Annotated in this window: 20 protein-coding genes; 8 read left to right on the plus strand and 12 right to left on the minus strand. The window is 50.3% G+C overall.

Going from position 1 to position 22,050, the window contains the following annotated elements; all coding sequences use genetic code 11:
* Nucleotides 1-5: 5 nt before the first annotated feature.
* From bioC to ileS, 8 genes are read right to left on the minus strand one after another with little or no spacing between them, the layout of a single operon-like run.
* Entirely contained in the window at nucleotides 6-794 is a 789-nt protein-coding gene (gene bioC, locus FCL47_RS06165) for a malonyl-ACP O-methyltransferase BioC (protein WP_167496387.1), read from the minus strand.
* 22 nt (nucleotides 795-816) lie between these two features.
* Nucleotides 817-1,506, minus strand: coding sequence for a DUF452 family protein (locus FCL47_RS06170; protein WP_136812593.1), 690 nt, complete (start codon nucleotides 1,504-1,506; stop codon nucleotides 817-819).
* A 13-nt stretch (nucleotides 1,507-1,519) separates the two neighbouring features.
* Nucleotides 1,520-2,704: an 8-amino-7-oxononanoate synthase gene (locus FCL47_RS06175; RefSeq protein ID WP_136812594.1), complete on the minus strand. Its 1,185-nt coding sequence runs from the start codon at nucleotides 2,702-2,704 to the stop codon at nucleotides 1,520-1,522.
* Nucleotides 2,701-3,990 (minus strand): adenosylmethionine--8-amino-7-oxononanoate transaminase, encoded by a 1,290-nt coding sequence (gene bioA, locus FCL47_RS06180; protein ID WP_136812640.1) that lies wholly within the window; start codon nucleotides 3,988-3,990, stop codon nucleotides 2,701-2,703. The genes FCL47_RS06175 and bioA overlap by 4 nt, the downstream gene beginning before the upstream one ends.
* Before the next feature lie 37 nt (nucleotides 3,991-4,027).
* The gene (gene bioB, locus FCL47_RS06185; protein WP_240744157.1) at nucleotides 4,028-4,999 is read right to left on the minus strand and encodes a biotin synthase BioB; all 972 of its coding nucleotides are present in this window, start codon (nucleotides 4,997-4,999) and stop codon (nucleotides 4,028-4,030) included.
* Nucleotides 4,996-5,943: an ACP S-malonyltransferase gene (gene fabD / locus FCL47_RS06190; protein ID WP_136812596.1), complete on the minus strand. Its 948-nt coding sequence runs from the start codon at nucleotides 5,941-5,943 to the stop codon at nucleotides 4,996-4,998. Before fabD ends, bioB begins: the two co-directional genes overlap by 4 nt.
* A 50-nt stretch (nucleotides 5,944-5,993) precedes the next feature.
* A complete protein-coding gene (gene lspA, locus FCL47_RS06195) occupies nucleotides 5,994-6,452 on the minus strand; it encodes a signal peptidase II (protein ID WP_136812597.1) in 459 nt (152 codons plus the stop codon).
* 22 nt (nucleotides 6,453-6,474) lie between these two features.
* Nucleotides 6,475-9,297 (minus strand): isoleucine--tRNA ligase, encoded by a 2,823-nt coding sequence (gene ileS, locus FCL47_RS06200; protein WP_136812598.1) that lies wholly within the window; start codon nucleotides 9,295-9,297, stop codon nucleotides 6,475-6,477.
* A gap of 537 nt (nucleotides 9,298-9,834) precedes the next feature.
* On the opposite strand from ileS, the gene ftsE reads away from it, so the two are divergent.
* From ftsE to FCL47_RS06220, 4 genes are all read left to right on the plus strand, one after another.
* Nucleotides 9,835-10,536, plus strand: coding sequence for a cell division ATP-binding protein FtsE (gene ftsE, locus FCL47_RS06205; protein WP_240744158.1), 702 nt, complete (start codon nucleotides 9,835-9,837; stop codon nucleotides 10,534-10,536).
* Entirely contained in the window at nucleotides 10,533-11,420 is an 888-nt protein-coding gene (locus FCL47_RS06210) for an ABC transporter permease (RefSeq protein ID WP_136812599.1), read from the plus strand. Before ftsE ends, FCL47_RS06210 begins: the two co-directional genes overlap by 4 nt.
* Nucleotides 11,421-11,484: 64 nt before the next feature.
* On the plus strand, nucleotides 11,485-12,702 hold the full coding sequence (locus FCL47_RS06215) for a murein hydrolase activator EnvC (protein WP_167496388.1): 1,218 nt from the start codon (nucleotides 11,485-11,487) through the stop codon (nucleotides 12,700-12,702).
* 69 nt (nucleotides 12,703-12,771) lie between these two features.
* A complete protein-coding gene (locus FCL47_RS06220; protein WP_240744159.1) occupies nucleotides 12,772-14,091 on the plus strand; it encodes a S41 family peptidase in 1,320 nt (439 codons plus the stop codon).
* Between the two features lie 34 nt (nucleotides 14,092-14,125).
* Here the strand turns inward: FCL47_RS06220 and era are convergent, their stop codons facing one another.
* Nucleotides 14,126-15,043, minus strand: a complete 918-nt coding sequence (era, locus tag FCL47_RS06225) for a GTPase Era (protein ID WP_136812601.1) — start codon at nucleotides 15,041-15,043, stop codon at nucleotides 14,126-14,128.
* 235 nt (nucleotides 15,044-15,278) lie between these two features.
* On the opposite strand from era, the gene FCL47_RS06230 reads away from it, so the two are divergent.
* Nucleotides 15,279-17,279, plus strand: a complete 2,001-nt coding sequence (locus FCL47_RS06230; protein WP_136812602.1) for a ribonuclease catalytic domain-containing protein — start codon at nucleotides 15,279-15,281, stop codon at nucleotides 17,277-17,279.
* Between the two features lie 106 nt (nucleotides 17,280-17,385).
* Here the strand turns inward: FCL47_RS06230 and FCL47_RS06235 are convergent, their stop codons facing one another.
* On the minus strand, nucleotides 17,386-17,592 hold the full coding sequence (locus FCL47_RS06235; RefSeq protein WP_136812603.1) for a hypothetical protein: 207 nt from the start codon (nucleotides 17,590-17,592) through the stop codon (nucleotides 17,386-17,388).
* A gap of 340 nt (nucleotides 17,593-17,932) precedes the next feature.
* On the opposite strand from FCL47_RS06235, the gene FCL47_RS06240 reads away from it, so the two are divergent.
* Entirely contained in the window at nucleotides 17,933-18,880 is a 948-nt protein-coding gene (locus FCL47_RS06240; RefSeq protein ID WP_136812604.1) for a helix-turn-helix transcriptional regulator, read from the plus strand.
* A 13-nt stretch (nucleotides 18,881-18,893) separates the two neighbouring features.
* On the opposite strand, the gene FCL47_RS06245 is transcribed toward FCL47_RS06240, so the two are convergent.
* Nucleotides 18,894-19,121 (minus strand): hypothetical protein, encoded by a 228-nt coding sequence (locus tag FCL47_RS06245; protein ID WP_136812605.1) that lies wholly within the window; start codon nucleotides 19,119-19,121, stop codon nucleotides 18,894-18,896.
* A gap of 447 nt (nucleotides 19,122-19,568) precedes the next feature.
* Here FCL47_RS06245 and FCL47_RS06250 point away from each other — a divergent pair, with 447 nt between their 5' ends.
* Together FCL47_RS06250 and FCL47_RS06255 are read left to right on the plus strand one after the other, a co-directional pair.
* The gene (locus FCL47_RS06250) at nucleotides 19,569-20,012 is read left to right on the plus strand and encodes a YMGG-like glycine zipper-containing protein (protein WP_167496389.1); all 444 of its coding nucleotides are present in this window, start codon (nucleotides 19,569-19,571) and stop codon (nucleotides 20,010-20,012) included.
* 233 nt (nucleotides 20,013-20,245) lie between these two features.
* Complete coding sequence (locus FCL47_RS06255; RefSeq protein ID WP_136812607.1) at nucleotides 20,246-21,685, plus strand: DNA integrity scanning protein DisA nucleotide-binding domain protein; 1,440 nt, start codon at nucleotides 20,246-20,248, stop codon at nucleotides 21,683-21,685.
* A gap of 42 nt (nucleotides 21,686-21,727) precedes the next feature.
* Here the strand turns inward: FCL47_RS06255 and FCL47_RS06260 are convergent, their stop codons facing one another.
* A complete protein-coding gene (locus FCL47_RS06260; RefSeq protein WP_136812608.1) occupies nucleotides 21,728-21,982 on the minus strand; it encodes a hypothetical protein in 255 nt (84 codons plus the stop codon).
* Nucleotides 21,983-22,050 lie beyond the last annotated feature (68 nt).

Raw genomic sequence — 22,050 nt, forward strand, 5'->3', positions numbered from 1 at the left:
GCTGGCTATATTTTCTCTGCGACGACAAACGTCGACGCATAGCTGACCGGAAAACCGCTGTCCGTTGCAAAACGGCTGCGATATTGCCGACTGAATTCCTTGAACTTGCCTGGCAGCCATTGCGTGCGATCAAGCCCGCCGACCCCCGTCTGCCGGATGTGCCGCAGCACCTCCTTGACCGTCGGGAAAAATACCTGCCGGGTCTCGCTCGTAAGCGAAATAATGCGAAACTGCTCGCGCAGCATCCGACTCAGGTCCTCTTTTGTATGATACGACAGCCCTCGACCGGTCAGCTCACGTATTTCTCCCATGGTGCCGGGACCGAATATCGAAAATACTAAATATCCGTCGGCGCGAAGAGCTTGGTGCATTCTGGCGAGCAGAGCCGGCAGATCAGCCATCCACTGAAACGTAGCCGAGGAAATAATCATGTCCAGCCCTTCCGGCAGGACGCATTTTTCGATATCGCCAGGCAGAGATTCAACATGTACGACACGACTGGCGACACGCTCGCGGGTGGTTGTGCAGAACTCCTCGACTATATCGTTGAGATACAGCGTGTTAATCGTCAATTGCCCGACCAGCAGTTCCGTCAATATCCCAGTGCAACAGCCGATTTCGAGAATCCGTGCAGAATGTAACGACTTGAGATTCTGGACACATGTCACAAGCTGGCGGCTTATTTGCCTCTGTACCGTGGCATTTTCTTCATACGTTGCGGCACTCGCCCGGAAGGATTGAGCGATGAGCTGTTTGTCAAGACGCAGCGATTGTGAGGTATCTGTTGTTTTCAAAGCATGATATCCGAGAATGATTTTACCCTCTTGGACCAGAAGTTGTCCCGGTACAAGCCAGAAGCTGCTCCCAGCTGGACCAAAGATTAAACAGAAAATGAAACCCGGAGACCGGCGTCACCTGCTTGTCCTGCCAGAAACGAAACTGGTTGGCGGTGGGCACAATATAATCTTTATCCGCGACAATGATCTCTTCATACAGCGATTCTTCAGCCGGACGACAATCGACCGTTTTTTTTAAAGCGGCCAGCTCCACCGCTTGATCTTCAGGAGAACGGCGCGGCTGCCTGGCCAGAAATGCTCGGTAATTCTCTTTTTCCCGGCACATTCTTTTGTAGAATTTCAGGCGGGTACTTTCGCCGAAATCGGCCATTGTCGCATCAAAAACCTGCACCGGAATACCGCGCGTATCGTCAATCGGGCAAAGGGTCCCGTTGATGGCGATCGTCCGGTGAAATGTATGCCTTCTATCGGCAAAAAGCTTCTGCCCCGCCCAAACGCCCATCGACCAGCCGATCAGAACGATCTGACAATACTGCCTGGTTATTGTCGAAAAATCAGGAGCTCCATCCAGTTTGCGGTAATCATAGAGCATATACACATCGTAATCCACGCAACTGAGCGATTGAAAGGGAAAACCATCCATTCCCCAGCCGTTGCAGAAGATGATGAGGTGCGGTCGATCGTTCTTATGGAGCCAGGCTGCTTTCATTTTATCCTTTAACTTATGCGATAAAATGCGGCATCAACTGAGCAATATTTTCAGCTACCCCGGCAATATCCGTCCAGTGCATATCAGCGGTGAGCGACAGCCGGAATCGTGCCGTCCCCTCGGGGACCGCCGGCGGTCTGACGGGAAAAATAAGATAGCCACGCTCCTGCATGGACTCCGCCAATGCCACTGCCAGACTGTCATCGCCTAGCAGTACCGGAACAATATTCGTCGCTCCGTCGGTCCGTAACCCATGGCTGATCAGACTCTGCCGCAGCTGGGCTGACAGTGTTTTGAGTCCACTTCTTTCGCTACTTCGATGCAGCATCTCCTGGAAAATAAAATGGTCCCAGTGCAGGACCACCGGCGGCAGGGCAGTGGTAAATATCAGGGACCGGCTATGGTTAATGAGATAATCACGCAGCACCGCAGAACAGAGAACAAAGGCGCCGACTGAAGCCAGGGCCTTGCCAAAGGTGCCGACCAGAAGATCAACGGCATCCAGCTGCCCCTGTTCCTCGGCCATGCCAAGACCTTGAGGTCCATAAAGTCCAAGAGCATGTGCCTCATCGAGATAGAGCAGGCAATCGTATTCGGCTTTCAAGCGGGCGATCTGGGCTATATCAGCGACATCTCCATCCATACTGAAAACCGACTCGCTGACGATGATGACCTTGTGAAAATCCTTCCGAAATTTATGCAGCAGCTCGGCAAGATGCGCGTAGTCGCAGTGCCGGAAGCGTTTGTGCCGGGCCAGGCTCAGGCGCATGCCGTCCACGATGGAGGCATGGTTCAGCTTATCGGACAGGATAAGATCATTTTTGCCAAGCAGGGCCGGCAGGATACCGATATTGGCATGATACCCTGAATTGAAAAGCAGGCAGGCCTCTTTGTTATAGGTTTCCCGCACAGTCTGTTCCAGCTGGTGCGACCGGATGCTGTCGCCGGTCAGAAGACGCGAGGAAGCGGCGCCGAGACCAAAATCGTCGAGCAGATTGCCACCGGTCATAGTGCGGTAAAATTTTTCATGCAGCCGCTTATCGCCAGCCAGCCCGAGATAATCGTTGGAGGTAAGATTGAGCATCTGCCGTCCGCGATAGTCAATACGACAGCCGCTCCGGCCGGTGAGCGGTTTAAACTCCCGTAGCCTGCCCTCGGCCAGCAGTTTTTGCAGAGATTGTTCGTAAAAATTACTCATACCGATAATTCTGCCTCCACGACCCGGCATATAGCTCCGGTCAAAAAACCCAGATCCTGATTATCGATGATATAAGACGGCATGACATAGACCAGCCGGCCGAAAGGACGGACCCAGACCCCGTTGTCGACAAATCTTTGTTGGATCCTGGCCATATTCACCGGACGATCGAGTTCGACCACACCAATGGCGCCGAGAACACGTACCTCTTTCACCCCAGCCAAAGGCCCGCACGGTTCAAGACCCTTTTTCAATTCCGCCTCAATGCGACCAATGTTGCTTTGCCAGTCGGATGCCAGGAGGAGTTCTATGGAGGCAACGGCCACACTGCAGGCAAGCGGATTGGCCATAAAAGTGGGCCCATGCATAAAAACGGAGGGCTCGCCCCGGGAGATCACATGGCCGACCTCAGCAGTCGCCAGAACAGCGGCCAGGGTCATGTAGCCACCGGTCAGGGCTTTGCCCAGGCACAGTATATCCGGTGAAATTGAGGCATGATTACAGGCGAACAGCTCCCCGCTCCGGCCAAACCCGGTGGCTATTTCATCGGCAATCAATAAAACCTGATATGTGTCGCACAGTTCTCGAGCCCGGCGCAGATACTGCGGATGATAAAAACGCATCCCGCCTGCCCCCTGGACAATAGGTTCCAAAATGACCGCACAGATGGTGGAGTGATTTTCTTCCAGTAGTTTTTCAAGCGAAAGTACATCCGCCTCATCCCAGTCGCCGGCAAAACGGCACCGGGGCATGTCGGCGAAAAAATACTCGGGAAGAATCCCCTGATAGATCTGATGCATGCCACTGACAGGGTCACAGACCGACATGGCATGAAAGGTGTCACCGTGATAGCCGGCTTTAATGGTTAAAAAGCGATTCTTCCCGGAAATCCCTTTGGCATAGTTATACTGGATCGCCATTTTCATGGCGACTTCCACCGCCACCGAACCGGAATCGCAGAAGAAAACCCGTTCCAGGCCCGCAGGCGTATTGGCAATCAGCAATTGTGCGAGTTGTATGGCCGGCTGGTGCGTCAGCCCACCAAACATAACATGCGCCAGTTTTGCGGCCTGGTCTTGAACTACTTTGGTAAGATGAGGATTATTGTAGCCGTGGATCACCGACCACCATGAGGCCATTCCATCGATCAGCTCACGTCCGTCATGCAAGCGAATTCTGACCCCCTCTGCCGATTCTACAAGAAACACTTCCAGTGGGTTATCGATTGAGGTATACGGATGCCAGATATGCTCCCGATCAAACCGCAACTGCTCGGCTGCTTCCATTTCCACGCGATGCCTTGCTCCTCGCCTTATCGATCTGTTATTGTTTTTTGGGATCAGCCACATCAAACCCAAGGGCCCGGAACATGGCAATATCCTCGGTAAGATTATTGCCTATGGTAGTCAGATAATTCCCGACGATGGCGCCGTTGGCGCCGGCGCTGAAACATCTGTCCTGTTCCTCGCCCAACAGATTACGACCGCCAGCCAGCCGAATGACCGCCAGCGGATTAATAAAGCGGAACATGGCCACACAGGTGAGAACCTCCGCCACACTGAGAGGTGTAATATCGGCAAAGGGCGTCTCGGCAATAGGGGTCAGGATATTTAAGGGTATTGACAGAATTTCGAGTTCGCGGAGCTCAAAGGCCAGCTCAAGACGTTGTGCAAGACTCTCCCCCATACCGACAATACCGCCGGAACAGATATCAAGTCCGGCATCCCTGGCAATCTTGATGGTTGCCACTTTTTCATCCCAGGTATGACTGGTGCAGACCTGCGGGAAAAAACTTCGGCTCGTTTCAAGGTTGCAGTGATATCGACTGACGCCCATTTCCTTGAGCTTTTGTGCCTTTTCCGGGGTCAGAAACCCCATGGACGCACACAGCGAAAGCTGCGTCTGGTCCCGGAGCTGCTGATATATTTTTCGAAACTCCTCGAGATTTTTTTCAGAGACGGACCGACCGGCGGTGACGAGAGAAAAGCGCTGCACTCCATGTTGTTCATTTTCTTTGGCAAGAGTTACCGCTTTGACCACATCGACTGTATCATAGGTAATAACTTCGACGTCGTAATGTGAAGACTGTGCACAAAACTTACAGTTCTCTTCGCATTTTCCCGACTTAGCATTGACGATGGAGCAGAGGTCGAGACTGTTCTTATGCAGCTTTTGCCGCAGTTGATCCGCCGCCTGATAAAGTTCAGCCGGATCGGCCGTCGTGGCCAGTTCCAGTGCTTCGCCAAACGTGAGGCTGCGCCCGGCCAATACCTTGTTTTTATATTTTTCAATCACGTTTTTATCTTCTCTATACATTCTGCAAGTGATGCCGGAGTGTCAAATTGCATGGTTGTTACTTTGGTCCCTTTGGGAACAATTTTTCGCATCATTCCTGTCAACACTGTCTTGGGACCAACCTCAATAAAGGTATCGACTCCCTCAGCCAGCATAGCTTCAATGATCCCATACCAGCGTACTCGGGCAGCTATCTGGCTGGCCATCATTTCCTTGATTCTCTGCGTATCCGTCTCCGGTGCCCCGGAAACATTGAAATAGACGGGTATTTGCGGTGGCTTGAATTCAATATCTTTCATGAACTCAGCGAAATCCGGTACCGCATCGGCGACCAGCGGGCTATGATTGGCAACACTCACATTCAAGGCAATGATCTTTGCCCCCTGCGCTTCAAAATTCCTGCCAATTTCGTCCAGTGCGTCCATGGACCCTGATATAACAATCTGCGCCGGGGTGTTATGATTGGCAACAGTCACCCTGCCGGGTCCCCGATAGTTGCCGATGAGTTTCTCAATGGTATCAATATCCAACCCAAGAACGGCCCGCATGCCGCCTGGGTATATCTTCCCTTCCCGCTCCATCAGTGCCCCTCTCTTGCTGACGAGTCGCATGGTGTCCTCAGCGCTCATGACTCCGGCAGCAAACAGGGCTGAATATTCCCCCAGGCTATGCCCGGCAAAACAGCTCACCACAGCTGCATTCCCCAGCGCATTCTTGAAGGCCTGCCAGCAGATAAGATTGGTAATAGTGATTGCCGGTTGCAGATTGGTAGCTCTTGTCAACTCTTCCATCGGTCCGTCATTGCACAAATCGCCAAGGTTCAGCTCACAGGCAGCCTCGGCCATTGCCATAAGAGCGGCACATGCAACATCGGTTTTGACAAATTCTTGCCCCATGCCCAGGTATTGCGAGCCCTGGCCGGGAAACAGCACAGCAATTTTCATTAATTGTTCCTCAAATCCTGTTATCGTATTTCAAAAAAAAGAACTGCAGTTTATTCTCCGGTTTTCGGGATAAGCAGAAAAAGCCCTACCCCAATGCAGATTGCCGAATCGGCGACATTAAAAGCCGGCCAGTGCCAGCTGCCTGCATAAAAATCAAGAAAATCAATCACCGCTCCAAACCGAACCCTATCAACCATGTTGCCGGCGGCCCCCCCGGCAATCAAGGCCAGCGGCCAGCAATAAAGGGGATTCATCCTTCTCATTTTCCAGTAAGCGATGGTCAGCCCGACAAGCGCCACCGAACCAATGCCAAGAAAAAAATAATGCCGCCAGGGCGAATGTACATCAGCCAGAAAACTAAAGGCTGCGCCGCTGTTGGTAACATAGACCAGGTTGAAAAAACCCGAAATAATTTCCCTGGACTCATATAAGCGCAACGACCCGACAACAAGTGATTTGGTCAGTTGATCTGCAATTATTGTTACCAGAATGATTACAAAATACGCCACGCTTTATACCACGCTGTATACGTTAAGACGGTTCGGCCATTTCCGCCAGAACATCTGCACACCGGCTGCAGATTTCGGGGTGCGCCGCATTCTGCCCTACCGTTTTGGAGCGCAGCCAGCATCTCAGGCATTTCTCGCCCGGTGCCGGTTGTACCTGGATGACAAATCCGGGGATTTCTTCACTGCTGAATCGCACGCCACTTAGCACCATATCAGCAGACAGGTCGGAAAGTTCGGAGATGATCGATATCTCTTTGACCGTCTTCCACTCGTTTTTGAGAAACTGCGCAAATTCTCCTTCCGCTTTTACCAACACTTCCGCTTCCAGTGGATGGCCGATGACCTTGTCCCGACGGGCAATTTCCAGGGCCTTGGTAATCTCCGAACGAACCTTGATAAGCTTGGCCCATTTGTCCATCATCAGGGAGTCAACTTCTATTTTTTCTTCGGGTGGAAACTGGGCGAAATAGATGCTCCTGTCATCAACCGGTCCATTTTCGGCAAGACCATGAAGAGCATCCCAGGCCTCGGCGGCGGTGAAACAGAGGATAGGGCTCATCAGGCGGAGCAATCCATCGAGAATTGTATAGAGAACTGTCTGCGCCGAACGTCTGAGATGCGAATCAGTGCCGGAGGTATAGAGGCGATCTTTTAAAATATCGAGGTAAAAAGAACTCATCGTCGTCCCGCAGAAGTAATTCAACCTCTGATAGATACCGTGAAATTCGTAATTTTCATAGCCCTTGATGACTTTCACCTTCAGTTCCTCGAATTTCGCCAGAGCCCAGCGATCCAGCTCCGGGAGTTCACTGTAGGATACCCGCTGTTTTTCCGGTTGAAAATCAGCCAGGTTGCCTAGAAAATAGCGAATGGTATTGCGGATTTTGCGATAGGAATCAGAAATCTGCCGCAGAATTTCATCCGAGACCTTAATGTCGTCCTGGTAATCCTCACTGGCGACCCAGAGGCGCAGGATTTCGGCACCGTATTTTTCAATGACTTCCGAGGGGAGCACGACGTTGCCGACGGATTTGGACATTTTCTTGCCCTGCCCGTCTACCACATAGCCATGGGTGAGCACCCCTTTAAATGGTGCCCGGTCACGGGTTCCCGTCGATGTCAGCAGCGAACTCTGAAACCAGCCACGATGCTGATCGCTGCCTTCCAGGTACAGGTCAGCTGGGGATCGCAGCTCTTCCCGCTGTTCGCAGACCGCGGCATGGCTTACTCCCGAGTCAAACCAGACATCGAGAATATCATTTTCCTTCTCAAATTCAGTGGCACCGCACTTGGCGCAGCTCCTGCCGGCAACCAGAAAGTCAGCGACATCATGACTGAACCAGGCATCCGCGCCTTCTTTTTTAAACAGGGCGTCGATTTTTTCGACAACAGCCTTGCTCTTGACAACCTCGCCGCAGGACTTGCAACTTATGACCGTCAGCGGCACGCCCCAGCTTCGTTGTCGCGACAAACACCAGTCCGGTCGCCCTTCCACCATCGAATAGATCCGTTGCATCCCCCATGCAGGCGTCCATTTTACCGTCTCAATCGCTGCCAGCGCTTTGGCCCGCAGCTGATTGTTCTCCATGGAGATAAACCATTGCGGCGTAGCCCGGTACATAACCGGTTTCTTACAACGCCAGCAGTGGGGATAGCTGTGGTTAATCGACGCTTCATGGACCAGCGCACCGGATAGAGCCATATCTTTATTGATGACTGTATTGACCGCCGGAATTTTCTGGCCGGCATAGGGACCCGCCTCTGCAGTGTACATACCGTCGGCATCAACAGGAGAGAGGATATCCAGTCCATAGCGCAATCCGGTTTGATAATCGTCCGCACCATGACCGGGGGCTGTATGAACGCAGCCACTGCCCGCTTCGATGGTCACATAGTCGGCGAGTACCAGCAGAGACTCCCGTTCCATGAAAGGATGGCGGCATTTTCTGTTTTCAAATTCTTTCGCACCAAAGGTGCCCTTGATGGTAAAATCTTTCTGCCCGATCTCGGCCATGACTTTATCGACCAGATCGCGGGCAAGAATCCAGGTTTCGTCGCCGACGGCAACCGCGGCATAGATAAAATCCGGATGCAGGGCAACGGCCAGATTAGCCGGCAACGTCCATGGGGTCGTCGTCCAGATCACAAAATAGACCTTCTCCCCATCAAGAGAGGGATCAATGTCGTCCAGCTTGCTTTCTGACTGAAACTTGACATAGATCGAAGGTGAGGTATGGGGATGATATTCGACTTCGGCCTCGGCAAGCGCCGTGGTACAGGTTGCACACCAATACACCGGCTTGCGGTTGCGAATGACCGCGTCAGAGAGAAGAAAGGCATTAAATTCCCTGGCGATGGTTGCCTCGTACTCGTAATTAATGGTGAGGTAGGGATTGTCCCAGTCACCCAAGACCCCCAGTCTCTTAAACTGCTCTTTCTGAATTTTGATCCATTTATCGGCGTATTTTCGGCAGGCACTTCTTTTCGACAGAATGGGAATGGTCTTTTTCTTTTCGCCCAGCTCGAGATCAACGTTATGTTCGATAGGCAGTCCATGACAATCCCACCCCGGTATATACGGGGCATTAAACCCGGCCATCCTCTTGGAACGAAGAATAATGTCTTTGAGAATTTTATTAAAAGCAGTCCCCAGGTGAATATTGCCATTGGCGTATGGAGGACCGTCATGAAGGACAAAAAGCGGTTTATCTTTGCTATTTTCCTGAACCCTGAAGTAGAGCTGATCTTTTTCCCATTGTTTGAGAATAAGCGGTTCTTTCTGGGCGAGATTAGCCTTCATTTTGAACCCGGTATTGGGTAAATTAAGGGTATCCCTGTAATCCATGTTCGTCTCCTTCATACAAATTCTACCGGCCTTAAAATGGTGCGCAGTTGCCGCCAAAACAGCCTGTTTATCATAAATAGTTTCTTTGGTGCAATCTGACTCCACTCAACTTCTAGAAGAGTGAAACAGAGCACAATAACAACTGCAGGTGAACTTGCAAGGGTAAATTGACAGTATCCGTCACTCTGGCCGGGCCAGCGCAAATATCGCGAGCATTTTCCAGGTCGAAACTGAGCACTGTGCCATACCGATCATTTTGGTGCCTGAGAAAAAAGTTTTTAATGCATCGCTCCATAAATAATTACCTGCAGGAACTCACCCTGCTCTTTTCAGCGGGACTCGAGTGCAATGCATTGCGTTTATGCCTGCGATACTATATATTTTTACAAACCCCGGTAAATGAGAAGTAAGCCGGGATAACTACCTTGAGATAGATTATTTTCTTGCCAAAAACACGGAAGTAATCTGTAAGCTACTAAAATGAAGTTCACTTGACAAAGGTAAACCACACGCCGACCCGGCAAAAGAATCAATGCGATGAGTAAAACTGCAGAAACGATGATCGAAATGATCAAAGTCTCAAAAATTTATCCCCCCGATGTCGTTGCCCTGAGAGATATTTCCATATCCATAGACGTTGGGGAGATGTTTTTTATAATCGGCATGAGCGGGGCAGGCAAGACAACCCTTCTGAAACTCCTCTGCAGCATGGATTCTCCCAGCAAAGGTTTGATTGAGATAGGTGGAAAATCCATTAACCAGCTGAAAGGATCCAAACTGGCCAGGCTGCGGCAGAAAATAGGCGTGGCATACCAGGATTTCAAGCTCCTCACGGATAGAACGACCGCTGAAAATATTGCCATTTCCATGGAAGTCTCCTACAAAAAGCCGCAAATGATCAGAAACAGGGTGCGAACTTTGCTTGAGCAACTCGACCTCGCCGATAAACACGATACCATCACCGGCGAACTCTCCCGAGGTGAGCAGCAGCGCGTGGCCCTGGCACGGGCCATCGCCAACTCACCGACCATGATTTTAGTCGATGAACCGACGGGAAATCTTGACGCGACGACGACGGAAAGGGTTATGCAGCTGTTGACCAATTGTAACAAAGCGGGAGCAACGGTAGTTATCGCCACGCATGACCAATCGCTTTATCAACACACCTCTCATCGAGTCATGGAACTCCGCAAAGGACAGCTGCATGCCCTGGCTGAAACAGGGGGGAAGACTTCATGAGCTTCTGGTTCACGGTGATCCGTCAGGTCGGTCGAAATTTGCGTATGACGTGGGGCTCGCAGATAATGACCCTGTTGACCGTCAGTCTATCGGTTCTGATTTTTGCTTTTTTTTACCTCATTTACACCAACATGCTCCACTTCGGCGATAAGCTCGGCAACGATCTCAGTCTCATTGTCTACCTGGAGGAGGAACCGGTTCCGGAAATGCAGCAGCAACTGATCTCCAAAATCAAAGCGTTTGATGATGTCGAAGAGATCCGCTTTATTTCCCGCGCCCAGGCCTACCAACGATTTGCCAGCCAGCTGGGGAAAAATCAGGATGTCCTCAATGATATCCCCAAAGATTTTCTGCCTCCGTCAATCGAGGTAGTCCCGATGAAAAACCTGAGAAGCCTCAATCAGGTCAAGCTGTTCTCGGCCTATCTCGCCCGTCTTCCAGGCACCACCAAAGTACAGTACGGTCAGGACTGGGTCGAAAGATTTTATTACTTCACGAAACTCTTATCAATAATTGTTCTGCTCAGCGGGACGCTGCTCATCCTGACGACTATTTTCATGGTAGCGTACACCATACGTCTCACCATCCTCGGCAGGCAGGCTGAACTTGAATTGTTAAAACTGGTAGGAGCCACCAATAATTACATACGCACGCCATTCTTACTGGAGGGGCTGTTCCAGGGCATCCTTGGATCATCGCTCGGCATCGCCTCACTGTTCGTGCTTTTTCAATGGATTAAGCTGCACTTTTCCGGCCCTGGATTTCTGAATCTCTTTGAATTTTCTTTTTTTTCTCCGATGGTCGGGCTCACAATTATCGGTGTTTCCATACTGCTCTGCACGCTGGGAAGCTATTCGACCATGCAGAAATTTTTACGCATTTGATCCCTTGTCTTCCATCAATAAAATACGGGTTATGAGAATTGGCCGGATCCATGCACCAGCGGGTATGCGCAATATCATTTATGGGGTAAGACGACGATCGTCATCTGTTGCGGCCATTATGATCTGCGCCATCACTCTGGTTGGACTTTTCGCAACACCGTTGTTTGCCCTCGATAAAGCGGCAGGCACGAAAAATCTCTCTGTTTATCGACAGTCTATCAACCGGCTTCAGGAAGGCATCCTCCAGCAGGAAAACAAGCAGGCTGAGACCCAGACGGTAGAACGTAATATACTGGCCGAACTTGAAGTCCTCGACAGAAAACTGGTAGGCCAGCAGGAGAAAATCGACACCCTAGAAAAACGAATGCATGACCAGCAGGAGATGATCGACCAGAAGGAAAATGCCCTTCGCAAGATCCGCGCGAAAAAAAAACTTGTCGAATTTCACCTGCAAAAACGAATAACCGCCTATTACACCATGGGCAATATTGGCCTGTTTAATGTGACTTTTTCCACCAAAACGCTGCCGGAACTGCTCACCTTTCATGACGCCTTCGACACTCTGATCAAATACGATCAGGAAGTGATCAAGTCCTACCGGGAGACCATCGACCAGCTTGTCCGGGCGACCACCGCGCTCGATCTTGAAAAATCGGTATTGCAAGATTTCATTGAACAAAATGAGCAGGAAAAAGTAGCGCTGCTGCAGACCACCACCGAGAAGAAGACCCTGCTGACCCAAGTCAAGACCCAGGAACAGCTTCACGAACAGGCGATCACTGAAATGCAGCAGGCGTCCGACGACCTGGCCAAATCCATAGCCATCTTGAAAAAGAAAAAAACGGTGGCACAGCAGAATTTTCTCACCCAAAAGGGTAAGCTCCCACCTCCGGTCAATGGCGCGGTCATCACCCTGTACCATCAGGAAAAAACCAATACCCTTGGCATATCCAGCAGCTCAGAAGGTATTGCATTCAAGGCACCCGATGGCACCAGAATCATTGCCGTGAGTGACGGCGAGGTGTCTTTCTCAGGATATTTGCGAGGATTTGGCAATACAGTTATCATTCATCATGGTTTTGAATATTATACAGTTACGTCGAGAATCGAAAAGATTTCGGTTAAGAAGGGACAAAAAGTCAAACAGGGACAGAGCATCGGCGTCACGGGAGACACCGCGACTCTTTTTGATGAAGGGCTTTATTTTGAAATTCGTCATGGCAGTGAATCCCAGGATCCTTTACTATGGCTCAACCCTGACAAGCTGTCAATACTACACTAATGCCCGCCCGACCAGTTAGGTGCGGAAGGTTTTGTTCACTACAAATATATTTCAGGACCGAGGTCACATATGTCTTTTTCCAACTGTATGTCACGCCGTTCAGCTTATTCCCTGGCTATCCTCCTTTTTTTCCTCTGCACTCCAGTGCTTGCAGAAAATGCTGATGATGCAAAAACAGCGACCTACAAACAACTGGAAATTTTTTCGAATGTGCTGAGCATCCTCCAGGAAAATTATGTTGAAGAAATCGATACCAAAGAAGTTATAAACGGTGCAATCCGGGGCCTGTTATTCTCCCTTGACCCGCATTCATCCTACATGCCCCCGGATAGTTTCAAAGACCTCCAGGAAGAAACACGGGGATCTTTTTCCGGTATCGGTATCGAGGTGACCATAAAAAACGATCTTTTAACCGTGGTCAGTCCGATAGCAGACACGCCTGCGGATCTGGCTGGCTTGAAGGCAAACGATACGATCATCGAGATAGACGGGGTGAATACCAAAAACATGGGTCCGGATGAGGCGATCAAAAAACTGCGTGGCCCGGCAGGATCGAGTGTCACGCTGTCCATTCACCGGGAAGGCTGGGATAAGCTCAAGGTCATCACACTGAAACGAGAAATTATTCCCATCCAGTCGGTTAAAGCGGAGTTTCTCTCGCCGGGCTTTGTCTACACCAGAATTACCAACTTTCAGAGCCATACCACCGCCGATTTCAAGGAAAAGTTACAGGTATTGCAAAAGAAACACCAGATAGATGGGCTCATCCTCGACCTGCGTAATAATCCGGGCGGTTTGCTCAATCAAGCCATCAGTATCGCCGATATTTTCCTGAACAAGGGGACAATCGTCTATACCAAAGGACGACGGGAGGACCAGAATAACATCTATACAGCCCACGACAATGGCGAAAAAAGGATGTACCCGCTGGTTCTGCTGGTAAATGAAGGCTCGGCCAGCGCCTCGGAGATTGTTGCCGGTGCCATACAAGCGCACAAGAGAGGCATAATCGTTGGCACCAGGACATTTGGCAAAGGATCAGTGCAGACCATTATTCCTCTGCCCGACGGTGCCGGGATGAGAATAACCACGGCAAAATACTACACCCCCGACAATCGCTCAATCCAGGCACTGGGAATCACTCCGGACGTTGAAATTCCCTTTATTGCCTGCGGGCCCTCGGCAGACTCTGCGGAATCAACGAAACTCTTAAAAGAAGAGGATCTCGCCCACCACCTGCCGGGTGCACCGGCAGCGAGGGGAGTCGACCAGGAGAAAACAGCTCGGCAGCTGGAAGCGCGCCTGCAGACAGACAACCAGCTGCGCACTGCCTATAATATCATTAAGAGTCTCACACTGTATTATGACTTTAACAAAACCGTGAAATAACACGACCAGGAGAAGGAGAAGAATACAGCCGGCGCTACTGGTAACCGAGTTCTTTCAGGAACCGTTCATCCTGCGACCAGTTCTTTTTCACCTTAACCCACAGTTTCAAAAGGACGCGCTGACCGATCAGGGCTTCAATGTCCTTTCGGGCCGCTATGCCGATGCTTTTTAGTTTCTTGCCGCCCTTGCCGATAACAATCCCTTTCTGGGATTGTTTTTCGAGAATAATTGCCGCATGAATCGTTACCAGCTGCTTTTCTTCATCCTCCTTGAAGGACTCGATCATAACAGCCGTCGAATAGGGGATTTCCTGACCGGTCTGCAAAAAGACTTTTTCCCTGACTATCTCGGCACACAAAAAACGTTCCGAGGCATCGGTGGGAATATCTTCCGGGAAATATCTCGGTCCCATCGGCAATAGAGCGAGAATTTCCTTAAAAAGGCTGTCCAGCCCATCGCCACCCAGAGCCGAAACCGGAATCAACGCATGGAAAGGAAAGAGCCTGGCATAGGAGTCGATCAACGGAAGCACCTTCTTCCTGTCGATCAGGTCAATCTTATTGAGCACCATGATCGCCGGCCCCTTGATCCGCTGCATGTACTCGGCTAGCTCCGCCGCCTTTTTCTCCTGCACCTTTTCCGGCAGGGGCAAAGACACATCGACCAGAAACAGGACAAGATCAACTTCGGTAAGACTTTCCATGGCCACCCTGACCATCTCCATATTCAATGGATCCCGGGATTGGTGTAATCCCGGCGTATCAAGAAAAACCACCTGATATTCTGTATCATTGACTATCCCGACAATGCGATTGCGGGTCGTCTGAGGTTTCGCGGTGACAATTGATATCTTCTGCCCCAGATAATGGTTCATCAATGTCGACTTGCCGGCATTTGGAGGCCCGACAATTGCTACCATACCGGACTTCACCGGCTTGTCTAATAGATCCATAGTATAATCAGAAATGTAATTTTGAATTGTTACAATAAAAAATGATGGCGACATGGCCATCTCTGCGGTTCACTTTGATTTTTTACAACGACATCAATAATAAGTGTAGGCAAAATAGCATACCACACTATACTGTGACACCTTAGTCCGTAATCGATAGACAAAAAGACTTAAATAAAATTATAATACGCTGCGAACAGATAGCTTACACTATTATTGAACAATTAGTGATTAAATGATTCCAACGGGAAAACTGATAGAATACCTTGATAACGGCAAGTTTATTTGTGCACTGGTAACCGAAAGCCAGCCCAAACGATTACGCCTCATCAATCAAAACGGACGGGAACTGAACCTGCCGCTGTCACGCGTCGTGCACAGCTCAAAAGATACCCATCCTACTGAAATCAGCAGAGAACTGCTCACAAAACTTCTGCAGGATACAACCGAAAGACGAAGCTCACTCATGAGTCTCATCAATCTTGAGGAAATATGGGAACTGACCGCAGAAGACGGATCGAATTCCTTCAGCCCTGTTTTTCTGGTAGAACTGATTTTCGGTTCAGAAGCCACAGACGATACGGTCTCCGCCTTTCTTCGCTGTATTTTCGCCGACAAGTTATTCTTTAAATACAAAGAAGGCCGGATCCATGTCAACAGCCCGGAAAAAGTCGAGCAATTGCAGCTGCAGCAACAAAAGGAAGCCAAGCGAGCCGAACTTATCCGTGAAGGTGCGGGAATTGTAACGCGAATCATGGAATCCAGCATCTCCTCAGAAGATTTTGGTCCCATCGAGTTCGAGATTTTAGGCATCATCCGTGATTTCTATCTTTTCGGCACGGATGCCGCGGATTCCGACATAGCCAGAAAAATCCTGCAGTCAGCAGGGCTGCACAAGGCTCATGACCCCTTTTATTTACTGGTCAAAGCCGGACTGTGGAATGCCAACGAAAACATCCCGCTGCTGCGTCACGAACTGCCCGTCAATTTTTCTCTTGCCGCCAGGCAACAGGCCGAGCTTATTTTACAGCGTGGCCAGAATGAACTTTTCGACGACGCCGGAAGAAGCGATTTGACCCATCTTTCACCCATCACCATCGATGGACCAACCACACTTGATTTCGACGACGCCTTGACTGTTGAGGAGTTCGAGGGCAACTACCTGGTCGGTATCCACATCTCCGATGTAGCCCATTATGTCCGCCCTGGAGATCATCTCTTTGCCGAAGCAATGCGACGGGGTACATCCATCTATTTCCCCGAAGGACAGGTGCCGATGCTCCCCCGCCACCTCTCCCAGGGCATCTGCAGTCTCATCCAGGATGAAACCAGGGCGGCCTTAAGCTTTATGATCCTGCTCTCAGCTGAGGCTGAAGTATTGCGGGTCCGGGTCACTCCTTCCATCATCCGGGTAAAACGACGACTCACCTACGACGAAGTTGACCGGATGCTGACGACCGACCGGGAGATACAGCTTCTGGATATGCTTCGCAAAAAACTGCGAACCAGACGACTGGCAGCCGGAGCACTCCTGCTTCCTTTTCCGGATGTGAATATCTTTATCGATCATCACGGCAAGGTTCACGTCAGTCTGGCGAAAAGCGACACCCCGGCCAGGACCATCGTGTCGGAGATGATGATTCTCGCCAACAGTGAGGCGGCAAAATATGTCGCCGACCGGATGGTACCGGGGATCTTCCGATCTCAGGCCCCGCTGCAGAAAAGGATCGTCCATGGCGAAGATGACAATCTTTTTCAGAACACCCTGCAGCGTAAAAATATGTCGAGGGGGGAACTGTCAACTGTCGCCAAAGCCCACAGCGGCCTTGGCGTATCCCACTATACCACCGTCACCTCACCTATCAGGCGATTGCTAGATCTGGTCATGCAGCATCAGTTGAGCAGCATCGTCAGACGACAGGAGCCCTGTTTTACTGAGGAGATGTGCAAAGATTTTACGTCAGTCCTCAGCCGCACATTAACCACTGCCAACAATGTCCGTCATCAGCGCCAGAGGTACTGGCTGCTTAAATACCTGGCTGATCGGCAGGGACAATATATTGATGCGCTGGTCATTCAGGTCGGCCCCAAACGAATCAATCTGTTGCTTCTGGATATTCTCATGGATTTTGATCTTCCCGCACCGGGCTCAAAAGAAATCAAGCCTGATACGATCGTCAAGGTACGGATTGTTAAATCAGAGCCACTCGATAACATAGTGCGCTTCGACTGGTAGAGAGTGGTTCTCTGTACCGGTGATATGTTTCTCAGCAAAAATGGCTGCCCTGAAAAATACTGCCAGTCATGAGCAGCTGCCAGTCGTCTGGGTCCGATGCAGGCAACTATTTATTCTGGTCATCTTTTTTCTTTTCAGTTTTGATTTTGATTTGATTGCCCTTGGCAAATCCTTTGTTTTGTTCACTGCACTCAATCACCATCTGCGTTCCATCGACCCGGACAACTGTGCATTTTCCGGTCGCAGCCAGTACCCTCTCCGCTCCGAATCCAATGGCTGTCAAGATGCAGAATATCATCACCACATTTTTCATATGAACCACCTTCTCTTCTGTTAAACTGTTTAGTACCTTATGACTGAACGGCTGCTATAAAAACAACAAACCCGAGCGTACGTATAGCATCGATAATCTGCATGTGCCACCAGGATACTCATCCCCCGTTCCTCACGTTCACCGGGGTCTGCTTATTTCCTCCAAAGATATAACATTTCAGATGAAAAACCTAGGCCGACATAGGGGGAAGTCGAGCGATGTCTACCATAACACCGGTAGCAAAGCGTACAGCCTTGAGAGTTTATTCTTTAACGGGCAACCGTAACTTGGTATAACCAATGCAGACAAAACAATCAAATCTGATAACTCCTGAGAACACATGACTGATAATCCCTTTGCCGGCCCCATGAGCATGGTTAAAATCGATGGGGCCAAAATAAAATTGCTGCGCGAGCAGCAGGGCCTTACCCAACTGTACCTGGCAACAGCGGTTGAGGTAACCACCGATACTATCTCAAGATGGGAAAATCGACGATATCCCAGCATCAAGAGAGACAATGGCCTTAAACTGGCCGAAGCACTCAATGTTCAACTTGAGGACATCCTTGAAGATATTCCTGCTGAAACGCCGGAAGAGAGCATGTCCCTCCAGCCGCCGCACGCAGACAATCTTCCGACAGCAGATCCTCCGTCCCCCCACCAGAGACCAACAAAAATGTGGCCCCTGCTGCTCCTTTCCGGCACCCTTTTGCTTATTGTCTCAGCCTTCATCTGGTATTTTTATCAATCCCAGACCGCCGGCGAGTTTACCACTGCACGAATCCTGCCCCCCCACTGTATTGCCGGCCAGCCCTTCCCGGTGGTTATACAGGTCAGCGGGGCGGCGGACAGTCCTACTGCCCTGATTATAAAAGAAACTCCGCCGGACAACAGCATCATAAAGGCAACCTCGCCGAAGGTTACAACCGGTGGTTTGAAAAATAAACAAATTAAATGGCTCAAAAAAATTCAAGGCAAAGCTTTCTTTGCCTACATGGTCGCCGTGTCCGGCAAAGAGCAGGAGACGGCAGAATTCAGCGGTACAGCCGCCATCAGCCACGAATCGGAAGCCCCGATAACCGGTGCGACCGACATTGTTCTCAGTCACTTTCACTGGGCGGATACCAACAAAGACAATATCATCAGTGACGACGAGATTCTGGCAGTTTACGAGCAATACGGTGAAATTACCGATATTGACCTCGATATCGATCTGATCGAAGAAATATGGCTGGGCTCAGCCTACCAATGGGATGCAGCGACCGCCAGCTATAAAATTATCGATTGAAGCGATCATGGTCTTACATCTCCAGTAATGCCAGGTGCCCGGAGATAAACCACATCGTCACACACATAAAGACATTGCGAATCTGCCAGGAGAGTATCCCCTCGCAGAACGGAGCGGGCAGCGAGCCACCGAAAGAAAGTGAAAAATCCAGACTCATCCAGCCTATAGACGATACAGACGCGCCCATGGCAAAGAGATAACGATCCTCTGCCGAAACATGCCAGAAAAACCTGCAAACCATTCCATCCTAAAAAAGCAATACCCAACCAGGCAGCGCCGGTCTGCAGAACAGGATTTCCGGCAATAATTGTCCCTCACCCGGCTGCACCGACCCAGATAAGCCTTACATCTCATACTGCAGATCGCTGCGAAGGCCAGTGGTACTGCTTTCCAATGCCCTGCGACTCTGCCTTGACAGACTTTACCGCAAATTTTTACCTTCGACAAAGTCACGTGTTGGACGCATCGCCAAAGCTCCCTTCCTTTCCCCTGTTCCATGTCGCTCTCGCTATTTTGTTCTAAACCATCGGCAATCAGCAACCAGAAAGCTCGACCTTAAATCGGGCCGACGTCGGGTGCCCCGGAACCCAATATCTCCTGATGTCCGCTATCAAAAGGGGGCGATTGCGCATACAAATAGACAAACGGGCAGGCAATGGCCCACAACTCAAGTAAAAGGAGAATTATTATGAAACGGATGCTTATGGCGATAACAATTCTGGCCTTGTCAACTCTGCTGCTGACCAACGCCGAAGCCGGAGACAGAAGAGTGGGCGGGATCATCCTGGGCGGTGGTACTGGCGCAATTGTCGGCCAGGCGATTGGACACAATGTTGAATCGACAATTATTGGTGCAACAGTCGGCAGCGTCACCGGACTTCTTATCGGCAATGAAATACAGAGGCACCACGGTCCAGTCTACCATCCGGTTCAGACTACCGTCTATTCGAAAGGTTACGGTGATCGCCGTTACAAGAAAATATACCACCCGGCATATCGAGGGTATCGTGACACCTGCAGAAAATTCGTTACGATAAAAAACGGCCCTCACCGAACCAAACGAGTCGTAACGACCATCTGTAACAATGACTACCGAAACCATAACAAAGACAGGTTTAGAGGCCGATTCTGATCTTACCGCCAGTATCAGCTCTGCATCCCTGCAGCTATGCGCTATTGGATGCAGAGTATTTTCCTTGCTTTCGCAATATTGATTGTCCCGAACAATGACAACCGAGCGGCCTGACAGCTCTCCCGATTCGTTGTCTAAAAATTATGAAACCGGCGATGAATATGGTAGAATAGAAAAAGTGTTGAAATTACAACTTGCTGAATACACGCTCGCGCTGAAGCCCAGGTGACAATGTGCAGGAAACCTATTTTATTAACCGTTGCATTAGTGAGACGCTGAGTGGCTTGCGCGATGGTTTAACCTTGTTTTCCGGAGCCAGCCGTGCAGCCGTAATTTTTGCGTTAAAACCAACCGATCCCCTGTCTGTCTGTGATCCGCAAAGTTTACTGCGGGGCTATGAACCAAAGCTGAAAGCTCTCTATATCGACAATGGCGACTGGTGCAAGCCAATCGACCGCCAGAGTCCCTTTTGCGCATACAACCATATTGAAACACAGCCGAATCTGCAACTGGACGGCCTTGTTTCCCACGGCGGCAGTTCCAGCTCAGTGTACTACCAGATGTGGTTTACCGAGCATCACCCAAACATCTGTTCCCTTTGTCCGACCGAGTGCTGGCTGGAACATGCAGTGTTAAGATTTTCCCATGACATGGCCAACGACTGCAATCTGTATACCGGCATCTCAGGAAGTTTTCTCCGTGAATATGCTACCCATGCCGTCCATGACTGCATTGTCGATGAGGCAGGGCTTATTCTTGGTCTCGATGTGCAGATCCATATCTATCCAATGCTCGATGCAATCCTGGGCATTTCAAAGACCAATGAAGAAGGAGCACGGCCCCACGGTTCCTTGACATTTATCGAACCGCGATTTCTGAAAGACATCCACTTTCTGGCCCGGTTCCTCAGTACCGAACAGCCCCTGCTCAGCAACTTCAAACATGTCCGTAAACTCCTGCAGGCAGTAGAACATTCCGATCGAACCCTCATCTCCGATGGGGTCAACATTCTCGGCATCGCCGAAAGTAATATAAGCCCCTTTCATATCAGCGCGGATTTTCAGGGCAAGCTGGGATTCCTCTTTGTCAGGGATGAAGTGATCTGCAGTTTTCAGGACGGCAGCTACAGTTCCGATACCCACCGGGCGAAGCTGTTTGAAGTGGAAGAGGCCTTGCTCGATTACAATATCGACGCAACAATCAGAAACGATATGTTTAAAATTATTGCGGCGCTGGTCCACAATGCAGAAGACAATATGTTCGGCTGCACCTTTGTAATCGATCTGGCCCCCCAACCGACCGTGATTGCCGGGCAGGTCTTGACCCCGCCGGTCAACCTGCGGGAACACAACAAACTGCGGCTTGCGGCGGGACTGTCAAAAGTCGATGGCGCCCTGCATATTCGTGCAGATCTGCATCTCTATGGATTTGCCTGTCTGCTCGATGGTCACAGGGTGGATAACGAGGACAGGGCACGGGGGGCGCGATACAACTCTGCGCTGCGTTTTACTTCACAGCACTCCGAAACTATTGTGGTGGTTGTGTCGTCAGACCGGCCCGTTTCTATCTTTCAACAGGGGCATGAGATAATAAACCGACACAACAGCACCCCGTCGGCACAATGTGCCCTGTACCCCCTGCCGCTCACCCAATGGCTGGAGGAGGCTGAATAAATGCGAACTGGTTCCCATGCATCGCATGGGGACCTGCTGTCACTAGAGTTCCGTTACCCAGTCCGGGATATGGTTGATAATATAATTATGGACGGCTTCTTTTCTTTCACCCGCCGGAGCATTCCCGACAGCCGCCATTACTTCCTCAAAGTCAAACCAGCAGAGTTCCCGGTCGTCCTTACTGTAGACAGTCAGGATCCTTCTGTTGGTCTGCTCAATATCTTCCTCTTCCTGAATAGCACCAACCAGCCTTGATGCCTCGGCGGCACTAAGAAATTTGATAATTTCCTCATTCATAACATTTCCCCGAAAATGATATCTCCAAATACGAAAAGGCGAGCAGGAAAAAATCCTCTCGCCTTACA

Source organism: Desulfopila sp. IMCC35006, assembly GCF_005116645.1.
Lineage (GTDB): Bacteria > Desulfobacterota > Desulfobulbia > Desulfobulbales > Desulfocapsaceae > Desulforhopalus_A.

Bases quoted from the DNA above. Each gene is read 5' to 3' on its own strand.
- FCL47_RS06170 (WP_136812593.1), bottom strand. From the start codon at position 1,506: ATGAAAGCAGCCTGGCTCCATAAGAACGATCGACCGCACCTCATCATC.
- FCL47_RS06220 (WP_240744159.1), top strand. From the start codon at position 12,772: ATGTCTTTTTCCAACTGTATGTCACGCCGTTCAGCTTATTCCCTGGCT.
- ileS (WP_136812598.1), bottom strand. From the start codon at position 9,297: ATGGATTACAGGGATACCCTTAATTTACCCAATACCGGGTTCAAAATG.
- FCL47_RS06175 (WP_136812594.1), bottom strand. From the start codon at position 2,704: ATGAGTAATTTTTACGAACAATCTCTGCAAAAACTGCTGGCCGAGGGC.
- ftsE (WP_240744158.1), top strand. From the start codon at position 9,835: ATGAGTAAAACTGCAGAAACGATGATCGAAATGATCAAAGTCTCAAAA.
- FCL47_RS06250 (WP_167496389.1), top strand. From the start codon at position 19,569: ATGAAACGGATGCTTATGGCGATAACAATTCTGGCCTTGTCAACTCTG.
- era (WP_136812601.1), bottom strand. From the start codon at position 15,043: ATGGATCTATTAGACAAGCCGGTGAAGTCCGGTATGGTAGCAATTGTC.
- FCL47_RS06245 (WP_136812605.1), bottom strand. From the start codon at position 19,121: ATGGTTTGCAGGTTTTTCTGGCATGTTTCGGCAGAGGATCGTTATCTC.
- FCL47_RS06230 (WP_136812602.1), top strand. From the start codon at position 15,279: ATGATTCCAACGGGAAAACTGATAGAATACCTTGATAACGGCAAGTTT.
- FCL47_RS06260 (WP_136812608.1), bottom strand. From the start codon at position 21,982: ATGAATGAGGAAATTATCAAATTTCTTAGTGCCGCCGAGGCATCAAGG.
- FCL47_RS06240 (WP_136812604.1), top strand. From the start codon at position 17,933: ATGACTGATAATCCCTTTGCCGGCCCCATGAGCATGGTTAAAATCGAT.
- bioA (WP_136812640.1), bottom strand. From the start codon at position 3,990: ATGGAAGCAGCCGAGCAGTTGCGGTTTGATCGGGAGCATATCTGGCAT.
- fabD (WP_136812596.1), bottom strand. From the start codon at position 5,943: ATGAAAATTGCTGTGCTGTTTCCCGGCCAGGGCTCGCAATACCTGGGC.
- FCL47_RS06235 (WP_136812603.1), bottom strand. From the start codon at position 17,592: ATGAAAAATGTGGTGATGATATTCTGCATCTTGACAGCCATTGGATTC.
- FCL47_RS06210 (WP_136812599.1), top strand. From the start codon at position 10,533: ATGAGCTTCTGGTTCACGGTGATCCGTCAGGTCGGTCGAAATTTGCGT.
- FCL47_RS06215 (WP_167496388.1), top strand. From the start codon at position 11,485: ATGCGCAATATCATTTATGGGGTAAGACGACGATCGTCATCTGTTGCG.